Below are 20,554 nucleotides of genomic sequence, written 5' to 3' on the forward strand. Positions count from 1 at the left end.
ATTCCATATGTTATCTACTATTATTTTAGGTCTTCCATGATTTTGACCATATTCTCCAAAGCTGTATTAATAATATGTTCGCCTTTCTGTTTCGTAGCTAGGCTTGCATCTCCTAATACAGCTGTTTCTGTAAAATCCTCCCAAGGTGTAGGAGTGAAATCTGCATGCTGAGGAATAGTTGGTATATCTGTAAGTGCCTTTTCCATGTTTACCAATTCAGGTGCAAGGTAAAGCATGAACGATGTTTCAATTTCACATGCGTGGAAGTAAGTATTATGAGTTGAGCTTTTTTCTCTCACTTCAGCTGCAGCATTGTTCATACCAGGATAAAAGAAATAAATCACCCGCATTTCTGGGCACGATTCATACAACACACGTGCCGCTTCTTTTAATGCCGTTTGATTCCCTAAATGGCCATTTACCATAACAAATGTTTTGAAGCCTTGTTTATATAGACTTTCTCCAATATCAACGAGAAAAGCAATCATGGAATTATTTTTTATATTGATACTTCCAGGAAAATTGCGTAGGCTCCATACTTGCCCATAAGGTAAAGTCGGTAATATAAAAGCCTTTGTTCGTTCTGCCAATTTGTGGGAGAGCCGCTCCGCAAGGAAATTATCCGTCCCCAGTGGTAAATGCGGGCCATGTGCCTCTACCGCACCAACTGGTAAGATAGCAATTTTTGATTGATTAATTTTTTCTTTTACGTCAAACGAATTTTCATATTGGAATTCCATTTTATCACCATCCAATTTATTAAAAATTTTCCAAGGTAGTAATGTAAGGCCGTTACAATGCCTTTCAACCTATTTTTTAAATGTGAAGCAACGTGCAGGGTTTTGGATGAAAAACTTATTAATTAACTTTGCGCCATCAAAGCCATTTTGATTTGCTTCATCAATGAATCGTGGAACCCATTTGCCAATAATATATTCCAAGCCTAATCCATAATCATAATGTTTATAGTAAGACTTTCTTGCTGTGTCACCACTTACTAAAATCTGATCCTCATATCCCTTTTTAACAAGTTCTAGGATACATTGAATTCGGGTGCTTTCTGGTGCATATTTAATTTTCGAAATGCCATCAAAAGATAGTAATGCACCAGTTTGGGCTACTTTCTCATGATAATAAGGATCGGGGTTTCGATCCATATGGCCAAAACTAATATATTCTAAATTTATACCTTCACTCTTTAGTAATTCAATTTGTTCAAGCCCCATTGTTCCTGCTTCTGTATGAGAATGCAAAGGCGCCTTTGTTTCATGGTGTGCTCTTGCAACCGCGCGTAATGTTTTTTCCTCTAATGGTGTTATCCTGTTATAGCCTGTACCAAATTTCACCTGTCCTCCCCGTATAGTCGTTCCTTCAAGTCCCTCTTCCACTTCACGGATTACGAAATCAGCTAGCTCGTTAATTGATTTTGCCTCTATCCATTCAGAATACCTATCATAGTCGCCTGTTAGTCTTTTAACATGTTCAGGGATTGGGGCATCCCATAGAAAACTTTTGTTAAATCCTGCAGTCCCAATAATCGTAACGCCAGTTTCTTCTGCAATCTCTTTAACTGCTTGCACGTCACGCCCATAGTCCACTGCCGTGGCATCAACAATCGCCTGTCCGCCGAGATTTTTGAAATCTTGGACATCCAGTTTGGATTTTTCCCTGTCATCTAAAAGCAGATCGTCTTTCTCTTGTTCAACCCAATATGGTGGACGACATACAATATGTTCGTGTGAATAGGTAAAACCTAATTTTGATGGCTCTATATCGCCATGAAATGTTCTAATAAAACTCATTGAAATCACCCCTGATGTAATTTATTAATTAAACTTGAAAAAGGGGACATACATCCCCTAACTCTCTTATTCTAGAAAAATAATTGTGCTAAAAATCGGATGATTGGGCCTAAGATGAACATGTCGGAATCCGCTGCCCACATTGCTGTATCTGGTACTGTCCCAGGTAAAAGCATTTTCACCATTACAAATTGTCCCCATGCCACGACAGTTGAGGTAATGAAACCACCCATAATGGCACCTCTAACCCCACCTGTGGCATTTCCGAATACCCCTGCAGTAGCAGAGTGGAAGAATAGCACGATCATCGTTGGTACAAACACATAGCTAACTGTATTCCCTAATATCACCAACCAAATTATTGCCCCAACGAACGATCCCAAGAACCCTAGGATTACTGCGTTTGGTGCAAAAGGAAAGACAACTGGGCTATCTAGCGCTGGTTTCGCACCAGGTACAATTTTCGTTGCAATTCCCTTAAAGGCAGGAACCATCTCCCCAATGAACATACGCACACCTAGTAGTACAACTGCAATACCTGCAGCAAATGTGAATGACTGTATAATAGAATAAACAATAAAGTTTTGATCTCCTGCAGCATCTACTAGCGCCTGAGCCCCTGGTGTATCCTTAAAGGAAATAATTATTGCTCCAACTAAGAATAATAAACCCATTGTCAAAGCGGTAATAACGTTTGAATCTCTGAGAAATTCTAATCCTTTTGGTAGTTTTATTTTCTCAGAATCATTTTCTTTATTACCTAAATATTTACCAGCCAAAGCAGCTAATAAGGATACAGAGGCTGATGTATGTCCAAGTGCGATATTATCATTTCCCATGATCTTCCTCATAAAAGGCTGGGTTATAGCAGGCTGAAGTGTCCAATATAACCCCATAAACACGGCTAAGAATATAACGAGTTTACCGAAGGAAACATCTCCAGCAGTTTGAACAACAATTCCAGCAAAAATGGTGGTTGTCCAGAACATCATATGACCAGTTAAATAAATATATTTAAATCTAGTAAACCTAGCTAGTAAAACGTTAATAACAAATCCTAACGTCATTGCTAAAGTAACAGCACTACCATACTTCGCGTTAAATGCTTCTTGGCCCATGAAATCACCAAGCGGCTCTGCCGAAAGATTAAAAACTTCTTTCCACAACGGTTCAAAGACAGTCAAGGCTCCTGTGATTACGGTGGAACCAGCACTTATGATTAAGAAACCAATAATGGCTTTAAACGTACCGCTAATTACCTGACTCGCCGTTTTTTTCTGTAGTAGTAATCCTAATAGAACGATGAAACCTAGTAGAATCGCTGCTTGCCCAAAAATATTCGTTGCTACCCAAAAAATAGCATCCATTTACGTTTCCCCCCCTGTTAATTTAACTTTCGATGTTCTCATCTATTGCATTGTTTATTTCTTCCATATCAAAATAGTTATTAACTATGAAGACTTTTGCGCTATGCTCCACAAGGCTTTCTGCTAATTCATTACTTGTAATGATATAATCCGCCTGCATTGTTGAAGCAGTCGAAACATCCATATGCTCCACCTCCGCACTAATTCCTTTATCTGCTAATGCTTGTTCAACATTCATTTTCAAGATTAAGCTTGTTCCCTGACCTAGTCCGCAAACAGTAAGTACTTTCATCATCACTTATCTCTCCATTTCTAAAATGTTTTTTATTTCTTCATAAGTTGTTGCCGAAGTTAATTTTTCTACATTGCCAGAGTCATTGAGTAGCCCAGTTAATTTTCGAAGTAAGGTGATATGTTCCTCACTCGAAGATGCCCCTAATCCAAATACAAGTCGTACCGGATCGTTTGAAGAATGACCAAACACCACAGGTTCCTTTAATTGCACAAATGAAACAGAAGCTTCATTTACCCCATCCTCTGGTCGTGCATGTGGAATGGCAATACTGGGCGCTAGTACAAAGTAAGGTCCGTTTTTTTGATAGGAAAACTTCATCGCTTCAATGTATGATTTTTCTACAAGTCCAGCTTGCCTCAGTAAGTCTCCCGCAATTTCAATAGCATCCTCTGCATCCGCTGCTTCTACACCAACTGATACAATGTCTTTTTCTAAAAATCTCATCTCTTTCACTCACCTATCCCTTGCTGTTTAATTAATCTCCGTTGAATATGTCTGTATGAATTTGTTTACTTCACGTCTATCCGTTGCTTGCAGCATATATTCCATAGTCGCTTTATCAGAAAATAATTTCGTTAGCTGCGCCAATGCCTTTAAATGCTGTTCGTTATCCCGTGAAGCTAAAACAACCATAATTTGTACAGGTTTCCCTAATATGTCAACAGCTTCTTCCAAATGGAGCATGCTCATCCCCGTTTTCATTACCCCATCATCTGGATTCGCATGGGGGAGGGCAAAATGGTGGGATATAACAATATAAGGACCAGACCTCTTAACATTTTTAATCATTTCTACAATATAACTCTCTTGAATATATCCTTGTGTCAACAAAGGTTCAGCTGCAACCTTTATTGCCTTTTCCCAGCCTTCTACTTGCTTCTTCATCAAGATTCTTTCTGGTGGTAAAAGTTCATTTAAATTCGGTTTCTTAATTTCATTTTCTACATTAAGAGGTGCTTGGAAATACCTTCGAAGCTCCTTAGATAAGGATTCATTATCCTCGATAGTAGCGTATCTTTGAACAATATCCAGGACTGTTTCTACAGAGTAAACTTGTTTTCTTGATGTACGATCAAACAAACTGTTTACTTTTTTCAATAGCTGCTCTTTGTCTTTATTATCCAATACAGGATTCACAACAAAGACTGGGATTCCTCTTTCGGTGAGCTGGATGGTCGACACAATAAAGTCGACATGTAGATCCATTTTTTCATACTCTCTTAAGGAGGTTACCCCTACCGTTTCTACGTCAGTGAAAAGCCCCTCAAGTTGACTTTCTAACAGCCTCGATGTACCCAGCCCATTCGTACAAACAATAAGCATTCTCTTCCTAGTTTGTTCAAGCATCACCCCTTCCTTACGAAGCCATCCTCCAAAGTGAATCGTAATATATGCAATTTCATTTTCACTAATGGGTTCACCAATCAAATCTTCAAAATGATGGACTACTTTCTTTGTTAGATGGAAGACCTCAAAATAATTTTGGCTAACCGAATCCCGTAAAACATTTTCTACTTCAATTCCGTATTTAATCCTGTAGTACGCAGGCTTTAAGTGTAGTAGCAAATTCTGGATCATCTGCTCTGGTTCTTGGAATTCAATTGCAGCATGTAACTGAAAAGAGGAGACCATCTTTTCTACCACCTGAAGAAGTGCTTTCATCTCCTCACTTTCCATTTGTGGCCTAAAATTATAGTTAACCTTTGCACTAAGGAGGTACTTGGCAAAATAATAAATTTCATCAGACGGCATTTCCGTTTTTAACGAGTCGGATAAGCGGTTACAAAGGGACTTAACGCCTGTGTATTCATCAGTTGTTTTTATTACTTCCTTCTCAACTACATCTACCTCAACAAATTTCCCTTGCTCTATTCGCTTTAAGAAAAAGTGAAACCAAACGACAATATTATTAAAAACTTCATCAGTAAACTCCACCCTAAAACGCTGCTCATGCTTCTGTAATAATTGCCTTAGTAGATGCACCAATGAGAGATCAAAGCTTAAATATGGTCTAAAAGCCTGGTCTTCTATGTTGATAGAAGAATTTTGTAGATTACACAAAATGCTGTACCAGCTTTCTTTTGGTGTAACCAAAGATAGATAATAGATCAACAGCCTTCTGATATCGTTTTCATTTCCTTTTATCGAGTACCCAGTCTTACGATCAGAATAAAAATATAACTGGTTCGTTTTCATTTCTTCTTTAAGCTTCTTAATATCATCTAGGACTGTATTTCGACTTACTTCAAAAATTTGTCTGATATCCTCTAAAAAGTAAGCCTTTTTCTCCCCAACAACATGTATATAAATCCAAGCCCTTCTTTCTACAGGAGAGAATTCGTAGTACGTCGCTCTTGATGAAGAATGTTTGGCAGTAATATCTTTTTTAGTTTGTTCATCGATATATATGCCTTGCCCTCTCACTTGCTTGACCTCTTCTAATTGATGGTCATTAAGCCAATTATTTATTTTGTCAAGGTCACTATAAATCGTGCGCCGTGATACATTTAACAAGGTTGCAAGTTCTTGGATGGTAATGTATGAATCTTGAATCAGTAACTGATTTAATACTGCCATACTACGTTGATCCATCTTTATCCCCCTAATCAATAGTTCATAAGTAGTATGTTCTATACCTATATTTTATTAAAATATAGCCTACATAATAAGACCAAATGAACCACATCGTATTGTGCAAAGTTGTACTGAAGGTCGAGTAACCTAATGAATCTGTCGAGTAATATAAAGTGAAACTTATATCAGTAGGAGTTTTACATACGGTTCCACCGTAAATTGGAACCGTATGGCAAATAGGCTATTTCCTCATTCCATAGATTAAGTAATATACAATACTAATTATATTTGATTAATTGAATTCAAAATGTGATCTTTTTATGAAATGGTATGAAAAAGGGCAATCAAACCGATATTTATCACCCTAAACATGTCGAGTATTTAAAATATTTCTTTGCTATCATATAAAGTGAAACTTCAATCAGTGGGGATTATCGTTCTTCCCCAATGATTGTTAGTTGAACGAATCGGGATGTTAGCGTCCGTTTTACTCCCCCTCCATGTTTTGGAGTTGGAGTCTTACGGACGGTGGCACCGGGATTAACAGAAAGGAGGGATAACGTGTTAAAGGAATTAAACCAAGTCATTGAATATATTGAAGAACGGTTAACGGATGATTTGTCGCTTGAAACTATTTCTGAATATGCCGGGGTTTCCGATTATCACTTTAGAAAAATATTTTTTTACCTATCCGGAATGACACTAAATGAATATATAAAAAACAGAAGACTATCAGAGGCAAATAAGGACTTGTTGCGAGGAGAAAAAGTAACAGATGTTGCTTTCAAATATGGATATCAGTCAGTGGACGGCTTTAGCAGAGCATTTAAAAAATGGAACGGTTTTCTACCCTCAGAAGTAATGAAAAGAGGAGTAAGCAAAACGTTTCCGAAGTTCACATTTGTCATAACAGTACAAGGAGGAACTACAATGGAATTTAGAATAGAAGATAAGCCAACATTTAATTTAGTTGGTGTAAGTAAACGTGTGCCAATGCAATTCGAAGGAGTGAATAACGCGATTGTCGAGCTTGCGAAGAATATAACAGATGAACAAAAAGAGGAAATGCATTCTCTGCAAAATTTAGAACCATATGAGATCGTGAATGCTTCCTATGATGCAGATGCTCAATTTCTGAAAGAGGAAGGCGATTTAACGCACTTGATCGGTGTATTAACAACGGAAGATAACGTCAGTGGTCAATTAGATAAAGTAACCGTGGATGCCTGTACATGGGCGATCTTTCCTAATGAAGGTCCATTCCCATCAACACTGCAAGAAACCATGGCAAAGACCTATTCAGAATGGCTCCCCTCTTCCGATTATGAAGTGATCCCTGCCCCTACCTTTTCGTTTACTAAAATGGATGAACAGAAAGCGGATTATGCCTATAGTGAAGTCTGGATTCCAGTGAGGAAAAGATAAATACGAGGACTTATAATGAATGAAGAGCAACGCTGACTAAGGGGCGTTGCTCTTCTTATAAAAATCCTCCCCCCTCTTTAATGACCACAAACCCAAAACATCACCTCTCTATTTCTTAATTATCAAAAAAATCACTTGACGGTAATTTCATTTTACTGTATCTTTAATCTACAAATTACATATCACGAATTTTCTTATCCAGAGAGGTGGAGGGACTGGCCCTACGATACCTCGGCAGCAGCTCTTTTAGAGTAATGTGCCAATTCCAGAAGCGTAACGCTTGAAGATAAGAAGAGTATTTTAACGTTGACGTTTAAGGTCTCTTCTTGCTATAGAAGAGGCCTTTTTTGTTTGCATTTTACTTTCGCAAACTAAATGTACAGCAGGGCAACAGGAAAGGAGTATGTTTTTTATGTATACGATGGATTTAACCAATAAAGTGGCCATTGTCACGGGTGGTGCACATGGTATTGGAAAGGCGATTGTGGAGGCATTTTTAGATTGCGGGGCAAAAGTTGCGGTTGTAGATATGGCTGAGACACATGATGAAACAACAGCTAATACGTTTCATGTTCAGGCCGATGTGTCCAATCCGGAGCAAGTAACCACGGTGGTTGCTTCGGTTATTGATCATTTCGGCAGAGTAGACATTTTAGTCAATAATGCGGGGATTTCCACGATGGACTATTTTGTTGATATAAAAGAGCAAGACTGGGATAAAACAATCGATGTGAATGCTAAAGGGGTCTACCTTTGCATGCAATCTGTTGCGAAACAACTACAAGCTCAAGGCCAAGGTGGAAAAATCATTAACATTGCCTCACAAGCTGGGAAAAACGGCTACCAACTAATGGGTAGTTATGTTGCTTCAAAACACGCGGTACTAGGGATGACAAAAGTGGCTGCACTAGAACTAGCCAAAGACAATATTAATGTGAATGCCGTTTGCCCAGGAATCGTGGAAACAACGATGAAACAATCAGAAAGAGTGATTGGCGGCCACCTACGCGGTCTTCAAGCTGAAGATATTAAACATGAAGATAATTCACAAGTTCCCTTGGGTAGAACTGCTGTACCATCTGACATCGCGAATGTCGTTGTTTTTCTTGCATCCACCTACTCCGATTACATGACTGGCCAAGGAATCAATGTTACGGGTGGGATGACCATGAACTAATCTCTTGTTACATGCTTACCCACTAAAAAATCAAAATGAAGGAGGATATTTTGATGGCTAATGCGAAAAAAGGAAATGCACTTGCACTACTTCCGTTACTTATCTTTGTATTACTATTTATTGGCACTGGCGTTATTTCTGGAGACTTCTCCAATATGCCATTAAACGTTGCGATTATTATTGCGGCGGCTTTTGCTCTCGCCATGAACCGAAAAGAAAAGCTATCTAGCAAGATTGATATCTTTACGAAAGGCGCAGGACATCCGAATATTATCTTAATGGCGGTAATTTTTGTAATGGCCGGGGCATTCGCTCAAACAGCTAGGGACATGGGGGCTGTAGATTCCACCGTAAACTTGGGATTATCCGTTATTCCTCCTAATCTATTAATGGTTGGACTCTTTATTGTAGGATGCTTCATCTCTGTATCAATGGGAACATCCATGGGTACCGTGGCCGCGCTAGCACCAATTGGCATTGGGATCGCGGAGCAAACAGGCATACCAATAGCGCTTGCGATGGGAACGGTTATAGGTGGCGCAATGTTTGGTGATAATCTATCCATGATTTCCGATACCACCATCGCAGCTGTCCGGACCCAGAAAACAAAAATGAGTGATAAATTTAAAACCAACTTTTTCATTGTTCTACCTGGCGCAATTGTAACCGCGATTCTTTTATGGATCGTGACCGCTGGAGCCGAAATCGATACCATTGGCGATTACGCGTTTGATTTCGTGAAGGTTTTACCTTATATAGCGGTACTCATTGCCGCCTTAGCTGGCGTTAATGTCTTAGTCGTATTAATTGGCGGCATCGTTTTCGCTGGGATTATTGGCTTAATAGATGGTTCATATACGTTATCTAGTTTCATTCAAGCTATTTCACAGGGAATCATGAATATGGAAGATATTGCAATTGTTGCCCTATTAATTGGTGGGATGATTGGAATTATCCAGCATAACGGCGGGATTCAGTGGTTATTAAACTTTATAACGCGTAGAATTAAAACGAAAAAAGGTGCGGAGCTTGGGATTGCAGGTTTAGTAAGTGCAACCGACATTGCAACGGCCAACAACACCATTTCCATTATTGTAACAGGTCCATTAGCAAAAAATATTTCCGATGAATACGATATTGATCCTAGAAAATCAGCCAGTATTCTCGACATATTTGCTGGCGGATGGCAAGGTATCGTTCCATACGGTGGGCAAATGCTTGCAGCTGCAGGTTTAGCAGCTATCTCACCAATTAGCATCTTGCCGTATTCCTTCTACCCGATTGCCATCATCCTATGTGGAATTATTGCCATTCTCATTGGCTTCCCTAAACACAAGGGAAAGAAAGCCGCTAAGGGAAGTAAAAAAACAGCTTAACGAAACATCTAATCTGGTAAAAAGCATATAAATCTAGAAAAATATACTATTAGGAGTGGAATACATGGTTAAAAAAATGAACGTTGAAAGCTTTAATCTTGATCATACAAAAGTGAGAGCACCTTATATTCGTCTTGCCGGGACTACTACTGGGGCAAACGGCGACGTTGTTCACAAGTACGACCTCCGTCTCAAACAACCAAATCAGGAGTATATGGAAATGCCTGCACTCCATTCATTAGAACATTTAATGGCTGAAAATATCCGCAATCATCACAGTAGTGTCATTGATTTAGGTCCAATGGGTTGTCAAACAGGCTTTTACTTATCAGTTATTAATCATGATAATTATGACGAGGTATTAGAGGCTGTGGAAGCAACGTTAAAAGATATCTTAGAAGCAACAGAAGTTCCTGCCTGTAATGAAGTGCAATGTGGTTGGGCAGCAAGCCATAGCCTAGAAGGTGCAAAAGCACTAGCAGAAGATTTTCTTGCTAAACGATCAGAATGGGCTTTTGTATTTGGTGAAGAATAAGAATGGAAAAGGTGAACAGTTGACTGGGCTGTTCACCTTTTTAATAACCGAAAATGCATTATACTAACGAAAAAATCTCTGTCATTAGACCAGAAAAAGACTAATTTCTCAGGGTTTTTATTGACAATGATAATAAGCAAATGTATAGTGTATGTAATATTAAGGAAAGGAGGGTTATTAAAAATGATGCCATCAGGAAGATTACGCCAGCAAACTTTGAACAATAGGTAACTTAATATGTTCAAAGGCTCTGTTTTCATAAAACAGAGTAAACGGGAGTAGTCTGCACATTTTTAATAATCTTCGACGGAGAAGTATACACTTTTGACGTGAAGAAAGGCAGATATTCATCTGTCTTTTTTTCGTATGTTTTTTCGCACTTACGAAGGAAGACGTCTATTTTGCTATACCTCGTTTACTCTTTACCACAGACAGTAGCTTGTCTGTGGTTTTTTTATGATTACATCCCTTTAAATTCCATAAAAAAAGGGAGTGTAATAATGCAAAAACTAGTTTTGGAATTGAAAGATATAGAAGTTTCATTTTTGGACCGAACCATTCTCACGATTCATAACCTGAAAGTCCATCAGTTTGATCGAATTGGTGTCGTTGGGAAAAACGGCAGTGGAAAAAGCACATTATTACAGCTTTTACACCAAGATCTCGAACCTAATAAAGGACATGTAAACCGTTTGATTGATTTTGAGTATTTTAAACAAACCGAGTTCCCTACTTATCAAGCATCTGATTTTAAATTACTTGGCCAATTAAACGTACCAGATCGTCATGCCAAACAAATGAGTGGTGGAGAACAAACTCGGTTGAAGCTAGCTCAGCTATTTTCTACTTATCATGAAGGGCTACTAATTGACGAACCGACTACTCACCTTGATACAAATGGCGTTGATTTTCTTATCAAGGAATTAATGTACTACTATGGAGCTCTTATTTTAGTTAGTCACGACCGTTTCCTACATGATCAGCTCGTGACAAAGATCTGGGAGATAAATGAGGGCGAGATTATCGAATATACAGGTAATTATTCTGATTATGAACAACAAAAGGAACTTGAACGTATCCAACAACAAGAACGACATAAAAAATATGTAAAGGAAAAACAAAGGCTGTTATCTGCTGCAGATGAAAAAATGAAAAAGGCAAAGAAAATTACACAAGCAAACCAGTCTATGTCAAAAAAAGAAGGAAATACACCTGCAAACCGCATGTATATGACTAAACAAAAAGATACTAGTCAAAAATCGGTTCAACGAGCGGCAAAAGCATTAGAAAAACGAGTTGAACAATTAGAAGAGGTGGAAGCGATAGAACCTGAAAAGACAATTCGCTTTCATCAACCAAAACTACTTCAATTGCATAATAAGTTTCCGATCATGGCAGACCAACTTACCATTAAAATGGAGGATAAATTACTGTTTGACAATGCAAGATTTCAGTTTCCGTTGGGTAAAAACATTGCCATTACTGGCACAAATGGTTCTGGAAAGTCAACGTTATTAAACCATATCCTTCATGATGGAGAAGGCATTACCTTTTCTCCCAAAGTCAGTTTTGGTGTGTATCAACAGCTTGATTATCAATTTAGTAATGATAAAACGGTTTTAGAATTAATGAAAGAAAACAGCCATTACGAAGAAAGTAAAATCCGAGCTGTTTTACATGCGATGAACTTTACAGGAAACGATCTAAAAAAAGAAACCTCTCAGTTAAGTGGAGGAGAGGCTATAAGATTAAAGCTTTGCCAACTTTTTCTGGGTTCTTATAATGTGCTCCTATTAGACGAACCAACAAACTTTTTAGATATTCATAGCATGAAAGCACTCGAGACGTTTCTGCTTAATTATGAAGGAACCGTTTTATTGGTTAGCCATGATCGTGAGTTTGTTAAACGGGTGGCAGATCATAGGTACGATATACAAGAAAAAAGCATCAAACAAATTTATTAGCATGAATATTTGGAGGAATAAACATGAATAAACTAAAACTTAAACAATTAGCAACGAGTAAAGGATTGGATATCGTCGAAAGCAGTATCATCATCAATGAATCTGGCGTTGACTTTCAAGTAGCCCAGGCCAAAGATCAACATGGCGAGAAATGGATTTTGCGAATTCCACGTAGACCTGAGTCAATGAGACATGCACGACAAGAGAAAAAAGCTCTAGATATCATTCACCACCATGCAAGCTTCCAAGTTCCGAATTGGTCTATCTTCTCTGGAGACTTAATTGCTTATAAGCAACTAAGCGGAATTCCTACGGCTACAATTGACGTGGAGCAACTGAATTACGTTTGGAGTTTTAATGAATCCAATGTGCCATCTGCGTATTATCATTCTTTAGGAAAAGCCCTAGCAGATTTACACTCATTACCTCCCAAAGAGTTCAAACATATTGGGCTTGAAATTCTTCGTTCCAATGAATTAAGAGTTTCCATGAAACAGCGAATGGAACGGATAAAAAAACAATACGATATCAATCCAAATTTATGGGATCGCTGGCAAGCATGGCTTGCGGAAGACTCTCTTTGGCCCTCCCATGTAGGGGTAAAACACGGCGACCTACATCCTGGTCATATTCTCATTAATAAAAAACATCAAGTAACTGGATTAATTGATTGGTCAGAAGTCGGGGTTGCTGATGTTTCTGTCGATTTCTTGTCACATCGTCTTCTTTTCGGGAGTGATGGACTAACAAAGTTAATCGACGCTTATGACAATGCCGGTGGAAAAACATGGTCAAGAATGGATGAGCATATTGTAGAACTTCTAACAACAAGCGGCATCACTGTTGCTGAATTTGCCGAAATCTCTGGCTTGCAAGAGATGCATGAAACGGCTGCAAACATGCTAGCTAGCGAAATGTAATAAAACGTTATGGTTATCATTTACGTTTGCCATCATTCTCGTATTCTTATTCCCAGAAAACGGTATGCGAATCTTTATTGATGGCCCTGCTTTTGTTGAAATTTTTTCATTTCCTTAGTATGTGGTCTACCAAGCTTCTTCGGAATTACTGGTATATTTTTCACTTTTCCCATATACAACTTTTAGCCTTTCTACTCTCAGCTTATTTACTGTTCGTGATGGAGTTACAATCTTGGGTAAAAGGGAAGAAAACTATAATATCCACAAAGGAATACAATATGTCTACATAGCTCAAACTGTGTAGACATATTGTATTTAAATCCCTTTCATTTAAATGTACTATCTATCAGGAAAATCCCCTCTACTCATATCTGCAATTCGTTTAAATGCCACACCATATGACTCTGTTTCTAATCGCAATCGGATTGCATCTGCACATTCTTCAGAGCTTAAGACCGATGTATCAAGTTCCAAATCATAAATACCAGGCACATGAACGAAGTCTTGCCAAAGAATCACGGGTTGCGGTACTTCCCCCGCTTCTGTGTAACCAGTGTTCCACGTTTCAATTCGCCGCTCCATCACAACATCTAAGGGACATCGGATACCTACAAATAACACAGGGAAGCCCTTTAACAGGGTAGCACAATTAGAAAGAATGCTCCTTGGAGCTGAATAGAAATCATGATGTCCAACATCAACCACAACGTTTAAGCCTAAACGGCTGTGTGCTGCAATTGACTCGTACATAGCTTGATATAATGTAACAATTAAAGGCTCTAAATCAGGTCGTTCTCCCCCAGGTCTTAGACCAATTCCTGGTTGATACTTTTTTGGGGTCATTTTTATAAACGTATCAACTCCCAGATTCATCCACACCCCATCAAAAGTATTCTGGACAACCGTTGCAATACTTGATTTCCCAGACCGAGGAGTCCCGTTTAGAATCACAATATTACCGAGTTTATGTTCAGTTGGCACTCGACATCCTCCCCTTGTCTTAATAGTACTCTAATAATAGCAAAACTCTTTAGATTTACAGACGAATAGAGCCATAATGATGTCGACCCTCAAAAAGAAACGCAATAATACTTTCATAATAGGGTATGAATTTTTTGAGTTCAATTAGCTTTATGATCTCCTCTTTAGACGCCCATTTGACTGCTTGTACCTCTTCATCCTGTAACGTCAATTCATTCAAATCTACATCATATTCAATTAAATAATAGTCATCAAAGCCGCGTTCAAAGTTAATAGTAAAGTGGGGACGAACCTTTTCAAAGTTATAATGAATCCCTAACTCCTCGAATAACTCTCTTGAAGCAGCCTGTTGACTTGTATCGCCTGTAACCGCACTACCACCACAAGTTATATCCCAAAGGTTCGACCATCCTTGTTTAAAGGGTTGACGCTGCTGAATGAGCATTTCCCCTTTTGAATTAAATATACATACGTGTACTACTAGATGAAACTCTTCAGGTGTCATTTCATCTCCACGAGTTATTTGTTTTTCTATTTTATTACGATGTTTATCATATAAATCCCACTTTTCCATTGCTAAACTCCTTATGTATACCATAATTAGGAACTTTTTTTACGTAGAGTTGGATGGCTGCAAAAAACTGACGGTATTCTTGTTGCGCTAAAGCACCTGTTAACTCTTTTTTCTTTCCACATATATCCAAGTGTAATATATTATCCAAAAAAGTATAGGAAGTGGTAACAGATAAGGTCTCTGACTTGCTGGAAGATAAAATAGTAAAATTACTCCAATTAGTAGCATAGGTGTCAATAGAATAAAATACTTCTTTTTATGCACTTTAAGTTCCCCCATTTCATTTCAATAACATTTCAGCTGTTAAACTCCATAAAATGACTTGAATTTGAATAAAGATCTCCCTTTGAAAACCCAATAGAAGTATAAAATTTATCAGCTTGTTCGGTATCTGTATGAAGCACCAAAATTTTATAATTTCCTTTTGCTTCGTCTATAATCCTTTGAACCAATAAGCTCCCTATACCGTTTCTCCTATACGCTTTACTCACATAAAACCTTCTCAACCTACCAATATATTGTTCATTTGAGAATGGGTCTCTGTTTAATCCACCAATAGCAACAAGTCCACCTTCTTCATTACATACACCAAATAAACCTTCTCCAGCATGGTTGAATGTATTACTACCATTCGAATAATCATTTACCAATCTCTCTACAAAATGAAAACCATCTTCTTTACTTTGCTGTATTAAACCATCTAAATTAAAATTAAATAGATTATTTATATGTTTTACATCAAACCTCTTCATATAATCCCCACCCAATAGCGTAAATGTTGTAGTTAAAAATAAACGGCGTATTGACGATATCCTTGTTGAGCTACCCCCGGTTAGGATAATAAGCACTGAATTAAATATCTGTTAGAATCCATTCTTCTTTCAATGAAGGCTACTGAATCATCTACCTTTTTTGTTTTCTCAGGGAAAGATAGCCATTTCCCAATATTTTCGCGACTTTCATCTATTACTTTAAACAATTCGCTTCCGTGACTCGGTTCTAGAATAGAAAGATGATTATCAGAATCAATATGCACTTTATACTATCTTTTCCCCCTGTATTATTAACTTTTCCTAAATCAATACTACCATAATATTCTAAAAACAAAATTTGTATTTTAGACATAGAAAAAAGGTGATCATACGTGGATCACCTTTTTCACTATTGCACTCGCTCGTTTAATTCTTATTTAAAATTCTTGTTGGTCAAGTGAAAAGCGACCTTCAACTTTGAAAAATCGCAATCGTTATTTAACCTTTTTAATAAACGTATTCTCAATGCTTACCTTTGTTCGTATAAAAAATTGGAGCTGAATCAACGTCCTGAATCCATATCTGTTCTCGATCAGTTAATCCTTCCTTCACCCATACATCGCCTTTTGTACTATTTAAATTCTCTCGAAACCAAGTAAGTTTAGAGTCAACAACTTGAGGATCTCTGTCAAGTTCATTTTTCTTTGGAAGTGAGATTTGTTTTTGCTCTTCTGTTTTAACATTGATAACATAAAGTGCTGTGAACATGGTTGGAACAGGTCCTTCATTCCACTGCTTGTTCTCTTTGGCACGAGCGACAATGATCTGCTCGGGCGAAAACCATTCCAAATCAAGATCAACATAACCTTTAGGTGTATACTCCTTTTGCTGCTTTGAAGTTGGTATATCAGCAATTGTGGTGTTCTTGTTCTCAACAAAAAATCTTCCGTCTCCCGAAATATATGCGAGTTTGTTAGCAGAAGGAGCCCACTTTATCCAGTCCTGATACCAAAGCATTTTTCCTATTTCTTGAAAATCCTTTCCCTCTGATGACAACACGCTTAATGTATTACTATCATTTGCCCATGAAGCCGTCGGAGTGGCTAAAAAGCTAACCCACTTTCCGTCATAGCTCCATTTAAAGTTCTCAGCGGAAATAGCAAAGAAACCTTGATTTTTTGTTTGAATAGTATAAAAAGGTTTCATCTTCTCTTCAGAAAGATTCGCATCTACGGGCACCCTATAAAGTGGTATTGGCCCCCACCCAGTAGGACGCAAACTGGCTTGGGAAGAAACGATAAATTCTCTTCCGTTTGGAAACCACGCAAAATCACTAACACCTAGAGAGACATTTTTAAAACCATGTGGACGGCCATTTTCCATTTTTGTTACATTTAGTATCCCTTCTGAATTGTAAGCTATTTGATTTTTAATCGGCGACCATTTGAAGTTCGTTGTTTCAACCCTCACATATGGCTGGTAATTCTCTCTTTTCTTTGTGTCATATATGAATAAATCCGTTTTTTCTCCTTGCTCATCCCCATCGATATATGCAATAAATCGACCGTCATATGACCATTTCGGAGAAGACACATATTTATCTTTTGTACGTTGTCTTTCTGTATCACCGTCTTTAATCCATAACTGGTTGTCCCGAATAAATGCTGCTTTTAATGGTGTACTTGCACTAACTATGGTTGATAAATGAAAACTAATGAGAATAAGTAGTAATAATACTCGAAGTACCAAAATCATCCCTCCTGCTTTTAGGATGACCTAATATTTCTGGAAAATCCTACTTAAACTATCTAGAATAGATTTTTTCCTTAATCCTATTTTCAACTACCCTGCTTCATTACTATAAGTTTCATATTTCACCACCCCTTTTTTTACGGAAGCTGTCTTTCTTAACCAGCTTCGTTAGTCGAATACTACAAAAGCTATACTTCTTATTGGAATATAGCACCAGTTAAGTTTATTTAAGTATATTTCTTCAAAGTTTTTCTGTAATATATAAAAATCCAATAAAAAATCACCTTACCCTAGTTCTTAGAGGTAAGATGAATTCAATTAAACTTTACATAATCTCCTTCTTTGATTTGATTCTTTTCAAACCAACCTATATTCACTTCAATAGCATAACGATAAAAACATTTCGGATAATAGATAGGACATTCATCCCCTTTACAAGGCTCCATATCTAGTATGTTTAGAATTTCCCCATCTGAATCAAGAAAAGCAATAGATAAAGGAATTACTGTGTCTTTCATCCAAAAGCCACCAAATATTTTTCTTGAAAACACAAATAACATCCCCTCATTTTCGGGTAATTTTTCAATAAGCATTAAGCCCTTTTCAATTTTTTCTTGCGTATCTGCAACTTGAACGGTTAACCTAGTTTCCCTGTTTCCACTGATTATATATATCAATTTTGTTTTTACTCTATTCATGTTCACTCACCTTCGAGTATTAGTAAAAGCGTGAAAAAAATTTGGTTAAAACAAGAAGAAAAAATAACGGGGTAAGCTCCTTAGAGAGCGTAAAATATTTTGTGTAAATAAATAGAAAAAGGAAGACCTATTCTTGTAGAATCAAGTTACCACACAAAATCCCAAGAAAAGAGGTCTTCCCTTATGATCATTTTACATCAGATATTATGCAAGCTCTAGTGGTAAAAGAGGATATTACGGAAATTTTTCGTAGCCATCTGGAATGTGCAGTGAATAACCTACTACTTCAAACGGAATTGACAGCTTTCTTATACTATGAAAAGCACGATCGCCTAAGCTGTTATGAAAAAGGGTTCTTTTAACTTCTCTCCGACACTATTTTCCGAAACCCAAAAAAGAGTAGCGAGGTTTATTTTAAAATTTTCCTTGATTTGGGTATGTTCTACTTGGTGAAAGAGGGCATATCGCCTTCAAAAGTATTAGAGAATTTTAGTTTTCAATTTATCATTTTTGCTTTCTTAATAAAAACACAACAATACCTCCACCGATTAAAGCACCTACTCCTCCAAAAAGAGAAGTAGAAATAGAAGTTCCTTGCAAAAACATCATTAAAAACAAAGTTATACCCATTGCCAAAGGAATAAGATATTTCATAATAACACTACCTTTCGAAACATTTGAAAAGTATAGTACTTATGTTATCTTAATTTTGAATACTTTTAAAGGAGGAAGTTTAAGGTCACGGGGCCCGGAGGATTAGCTTGTTCAGTTCTATGCACGGCTTATAATGGTATTCCTTTAACACAGGCTATTGAGGATATTTGCGGATAATTATGTATTAATAAATATACAACCTTTTCTTTCCAAAAGGTTTACTGGATTAAAAGACTAATCCTTTTAGTTTATAAGTTTGGTTTTAGTTCTCACCTGGGAAAAGAACAGCTAATATAACAACATCATTTCCAGTCATTTTATAATAAACTCTAAAATTTTTAATGACTACCCGTGAAATTCCTTTATATTCGCCGAATTCTTCCGTGTACGTTTTTCTAATCATACTATTCTTTAATAGATCTTCGGTTTCGATGACAAAATTAGAGATAAAACCAAAAGTCTCTTCAGGTGTAAATCTCTCACTCCTAAACTGAGTTAGTTTTTCTCTAACAGCAGGTGACCAAATAACATTTCGGTCATACATTACATAAAGTCCTTTTCAGACAAAGATTTCAATAAATCTGAGGTAGTCATGCCACGTTTATTATCATACTGCTCCTGGCTTTCTTTTAACATACGTTTAAGTTCAGGGTTTTCTTCAGCTTCCAGATATATGGACTCATTATTATCTTCTTCTTGTAAAACAAGTGTAAATTTCCCTTTGCCTGGAATAGAAAACTGTAATACAGAGTTATCACGATTCATACTCGAAATATAATTCATAAGTTCTTCTGAAGATTGAATTTTTTCCATGATAATTAATCACCACCATTGATTTCCTTGTTTTTATAATATCATATTCATACGGCCATGTGACGAATCAATAGTACTTATACTGGTAAGAAAAAGTTATTTAATTAAGGTTTTTCACAAATTTAAAAATCGGAGTTTTACAACCGCTTGTTAACTTCAATCCTAATGAATTCCGGCAAATAGCTGGGAGTACATCCTTTTGATACTTTTTCATCTTTATATAGACCCGTTTTTTCACCAAGTTTTATACATCGTGCACGATTCTGTTCATCATAAACACCTATCCAGCCTGCGGTGAAATTCATAGCCCATTGAACTTCCGGTTCTTCCTGCTCAATATTGGCTTCTAATGCAGATAACAAGTCTGCGTTATCCGTTGGTGTTTTTCCAGTCCACCTCAAACGCCCTTGGTAATACCAGAAAGTTCGTCTTTGAAGAGCAGAAGGACTGTTTTCCCATGACTTTACCAATGCAATTTTCTTCTTGTCTTTGGTCAGCTGATTAGCCATTAACCAATCCATTAAGTTATTTCGCTCGCCAAAAGTGTGCGTCAGCATATCCTTATCAAGCTGATTTAGCACATCTTCTGAAAGAAGTTTTTTGTCCATAATTAAGATGGCTAATAGTCTGGGCGAATACGCTTCGGATGACCAAAGTTCCATAGCAAGTTCGTGATTTTTTTTAATGTCCTTCGCGATTTTTCGTAAGTCGCCTAGCTTCGTTTTACTATTGATCTGAGATAAAATGTTTTCTGCTTTTGAAGAGCGTTTTATTTCGGTATCTTTTTTTACATCCATTCTATGCAACTCCTTTTATAATGCATTGTTTCAATGAATGACCATATGCATCACCTTTCACAAACTCCACTGCTTTGCTTATACCATTAATTCAACAG

The 20,554-nt window shown here is 37.3% G+C and carries 21 protein-coding genes, 1 pseudogene and 1 riboswitch; of the genes and pseudogenes, 7 read left to right on the plus strand and 15 right to left on the minus strand.

Annotation, left to right across the window (positions count from 1 at the left end; all coding sequences use genetic code 11):
• Positions 1 to 20 precede the first annotated feature (20 nt).
• From BN988_RS10110 to BN988_RS10135, 6 genes are all read right to left on the minus strand, one after another.
• Positions 21 to 740, minus strand: coding sequence for a creatininase family protein (locus tag BN988_RS10110; protein WP_036575831.1), 720 nt, complete (start codon positions 738 to 740; stop codon positions 21 to 23).
• 69 nt (positions 741 to 809) lie between these two features.
• The gene (locus BN988_RS10115) at positions 810 to 1,802 is read right to left on the minus strand and encodes a phosphotriesterase family protein (protein WP_036575834.1); all 993 of its coding nucleotides are present in this window, start codon (positions 1,800 to 1,802) and stop codon (positions 810 to 812) included.
• Between the two features lie 71 nt (positions 1,803 to 1,873).
• Complete coding sequence (locus BN988_RS10120; protein WP_036575836.1) at positions 1,874 to 3,169, minus strand: PTS ascorbate transporter subunit IIC; 1,296 nt, start codon at positions 3,167 to 3,169, stop codon at positions 1,874 to 1,876.
• Between the two features lie 22 nt (positions 3,170 to 3,191).
• Positions 3,192 to 3,461 (minus strand): PTS sugar transporter subunit IIB, encoded by a 270-nt coding sequence (locus BN988_RS10125; RefSeq protein WP_036576616.1) that lies wholly within the window; start codon positions 3,459 to 3,461, stop codon positions 3,192 to 3,194.
• A gap of 6 nt (positions 3,462 to 3,467) precedes the next feature.
• Entirely contained in the window at positions 3,468 to 3,908 is a 441-nt protein-coding gene (locus BN988_RS10130; protein WP_036575839.1) for a PTS sugar transporter subunit IIA, read from the minus strand.
• A 27-nt stretch (positions 3,909 to 3,935) separates the two neighbouring features.
• The gene (locus tag BN988_RS10135) at positions 3,936 to 6,056 is read right to left on the minus strand and encodes a BglG family transcription antiterminator (RefSeq protein ID WP_051557806.1); all 2,121 of its coding nucleotides are present in this window, start codon (positions 6,054 to 6,056) and stop codon (positions 3,936 to 3,938) included.
• Positions 6,057 to 6,599: 543 nt separating this feature from the next.
• Here BN988_RS10135 and BN988_RS10140 point away from each other — a divergent pair.
• From BN988_RS10140 to BN988_RS10165, 6 genes are all read left to right on the plus strand, one after another.
• The gene (locus tag BN988_RS10140) at positions 6,600 to 7,463 is read left to right on the plus strand and encodes an AraC family transcriptional regulator (protein WP_036575842.1); all 864 of its coding nucleotides are present in this window, start codon (positions 6,600 to 6,602) and stop codon (positions 7,461 to 7,463) included.
• Between the two features lie 191 nt (positions 7,464 to 7,654).
• A riboswitch (SAM riboswitch) is annotated at positions 7,655 to 7,756 on the plus strand.
• 119 nt (positions 7,757 to 7,875) lie between these two features.
• Positions 7,876 to 8,640, plus strand: a complete 765-nt coding sequence (locus BN988_RS10145) for an SDR family NAD(P)-dependent oxidoreductase (RefSeq protein WP_036575845.1) — start codon at positions 7,876 to 7,878, stop codon at positions 8,638 to 8,640.
• A gap of 53 nt (positions 8,641 to 8,693) precedes the next feature.
• On the plus strand, positions 8,694 to 10,016 hold the full coding sequence (locus BN988_RS10150) for a Na+/H+ antiporter NhaC family protein (RefSeq protein WP_036575848.1): 1,323 nt from the start codon (positions 8,694 to 8,696) through the stop codon (positions 10,014 to 10,016).
• Positions 10,017 to 10,080: 64 nt separating this feature from the next.
• Complete coding sequence (locus BN988_RS10155) at positions 10,081 to 10,551, plus strand: S-ribosylhomocysteine lyase (RefSeq protein ID WP_036575852.1); 471 nt, start codon at positions 10,081 to 10,083, stop codon at positions 10,549 to 10,551.
• 500 nt (positions 10,552 to 11,051) lie between these two features.
• Positions 11,052 to 12,515 (plus strand): Msr family ABC-F type ribosomal protection protein, encoded by a 1,464-nt coding sequence (locus tag BN988_RS10160; protein ID WP_036575854.1) that lies wholly within the window; start codon positions 11,052 to 11,054, stop codon positions 12,513 to 12,515.
• A 23-nt stretch (positions 12,516 to 12,538) separates the two neighbouring features.
• Positions 12,539 to 13,435 (plus strand): macrolide 2'-phosphotransferase, encoded by an 897-nt coding sequence (locus BN988_RS10165; RefSeq protein WP_036575856.1) that lies wholly within the window; start codon positions 12,539 to 12,541, stop codon positions 13,433 to 13,435.
• Positions 13,436 to 13,774: 339 nt separating this feature from the next.
• Here BN988_RS10165 and BN988_RS10170 read toward each other — a convergent pair whose 3' ends face one another.
• The 5 genes from BN988_RS10170 to BN988_RS10195 form a co-directional block, all read right to left on the minus strand.
• Entirely contained in the window at positions 13,775 to 14,416 is a 642-nt protein-coding gene (locus BN988_RS10170; protein WP_036575858.1) for a chloramphenicol phosphotransferase CPT family protein, read from the minus strand.
• 55 nt (positions 14,417 to 14,471) lie between these two features.
• On the minus strand, positions 14,472 to 14,990 hold the full coding sequence (locus BN988_RS10175; RefSeq protein WP_036575860.1) for an NUDIX hydrolase: 519 nt from the start codon (positions 14,988 to 14,990) through the stop codon (positions 14,472 to 14,474).
• Between the two features lie 296 nt (positions 14,991 to 15,286).
• The gene (locus BN988_RS10180; RefSeq protein ID WP_036575862.1) at positions 15,287 to 15,742 is read right to left on the minus strand and encodes a GNAT family N-acetyltransferase; all 456 of its coding nucleotides are present in this window, start codon (positions 15,740 to 15,742) and stop codon (positions 15,287 to 15,289) included.
• Positions 15,743 to 16,264: 522 nt separating this feature from the next.
• Positions 16,265 to 17,491, minus strand: coding sequence for a TolB family protein (locus BN988_RS10190; RefSeq protein ID WP_147629706.1), 1,227 nt, complete (start codon positions 17,489 to 17,491; stop codon positions 16,265 to 16,267).
• A 317-nt stretch (positions 17,492 to 17,808) separates the two neighbouring features.
• Positions 17,809 to 18,192, minus strand: a complete 384-nt coding sequence (locus BN988_RS10195) for a DUF192 domain-containing protein (RefSeq protein ID WP_051557808.1) — start codon at positions 18,190 to 18,192, stop codon at positions 17,809 to 17,811.
• Positions 18,193 to 18,398: 206 nt separating this feature from the next.
• Between BN988_RS10195 and BN988_RS18875 the strand changes: the two are divergent.
• Positions 18,399 to 18,527, plus strand: a pseudogene (locus BN988_RS18875) (IS256 family transposase); the annotation flags it as partial.
• Positions 18,528 to 18,696: 169 nt separating this feature from the next.
• Here the strand turns inward: BN988_RS18875 and BN988_RS18880 are convergent.
• The 4 genes from BN988_RS18880 to BN988_RS10215 all read right to left on the minus strand — a co-directional run bounded on the left by BN988_RS18880 (position 18,697) and on the right by BN988_RS10215 (position 20,456).
• A complete protein-coding gene (locus BN988_RS18880; RefSeq protein WP_155988281.1) occupies positions 18,697 to 18,846 on the minus strand; it encodes a hypothetical protein in 150 nt (49 codons plus the stop codon).
• A gap of 262 nt (positions 18,847 to 19,108) precedes the next feature.
• A complete protein-coding gene (locus tag BN988_RS10205) occupies positions 19,109 to 19,390 on the minus strand; it encodes a type II toxin-antitoxin system RelE/ParE family toxin (RefSeq protein ID WP_036575869.1) in 282 nt (93 codons plus the stop codon).
• Positions 19,390 to 19,659 carry a hypothetical protein gene (locus tag BN988_RS10210; RefSeq protein ID WP_036575871.1) on the minus strand — a complete coding sequence of 90 codons (270 nt, stop codon included), beginning with the start codon at positions 19,657 to 19,659 and terminating at the stop codon, positions 19,390 to 19,392. The genes BN988_RS10205 and BN988_RS10210 overlap by 1 nt, the downstream gene beginning before the upstream one ends.
• A gap of 137 nt (positions 19,660 to 19,796) precedes the next feature.
• Positions 19,797 to 20,456 (minus strand): DNA alkylation repair protein, encoded by a 660-nt coding sequence (locus BN988_RS10215; RefSeq protein WP_036575874.1) that lies wholly within the window; start codon positions 20,454 to 20,456, stop codon positions 19,797 to 19,799.
• Positions 20,457 to 20,554 lie beyond the last annotated feature (98 nt).

It is taken from the genome of Oceanobacillus picturae (assembly GCF_000612865.1).
GTDB lineage: Bacteria > Bacillota > Bacilli > Bacillales > Amphibacillaceae > Oceanobacillus_B > Oceanobacillus_B jordanicus.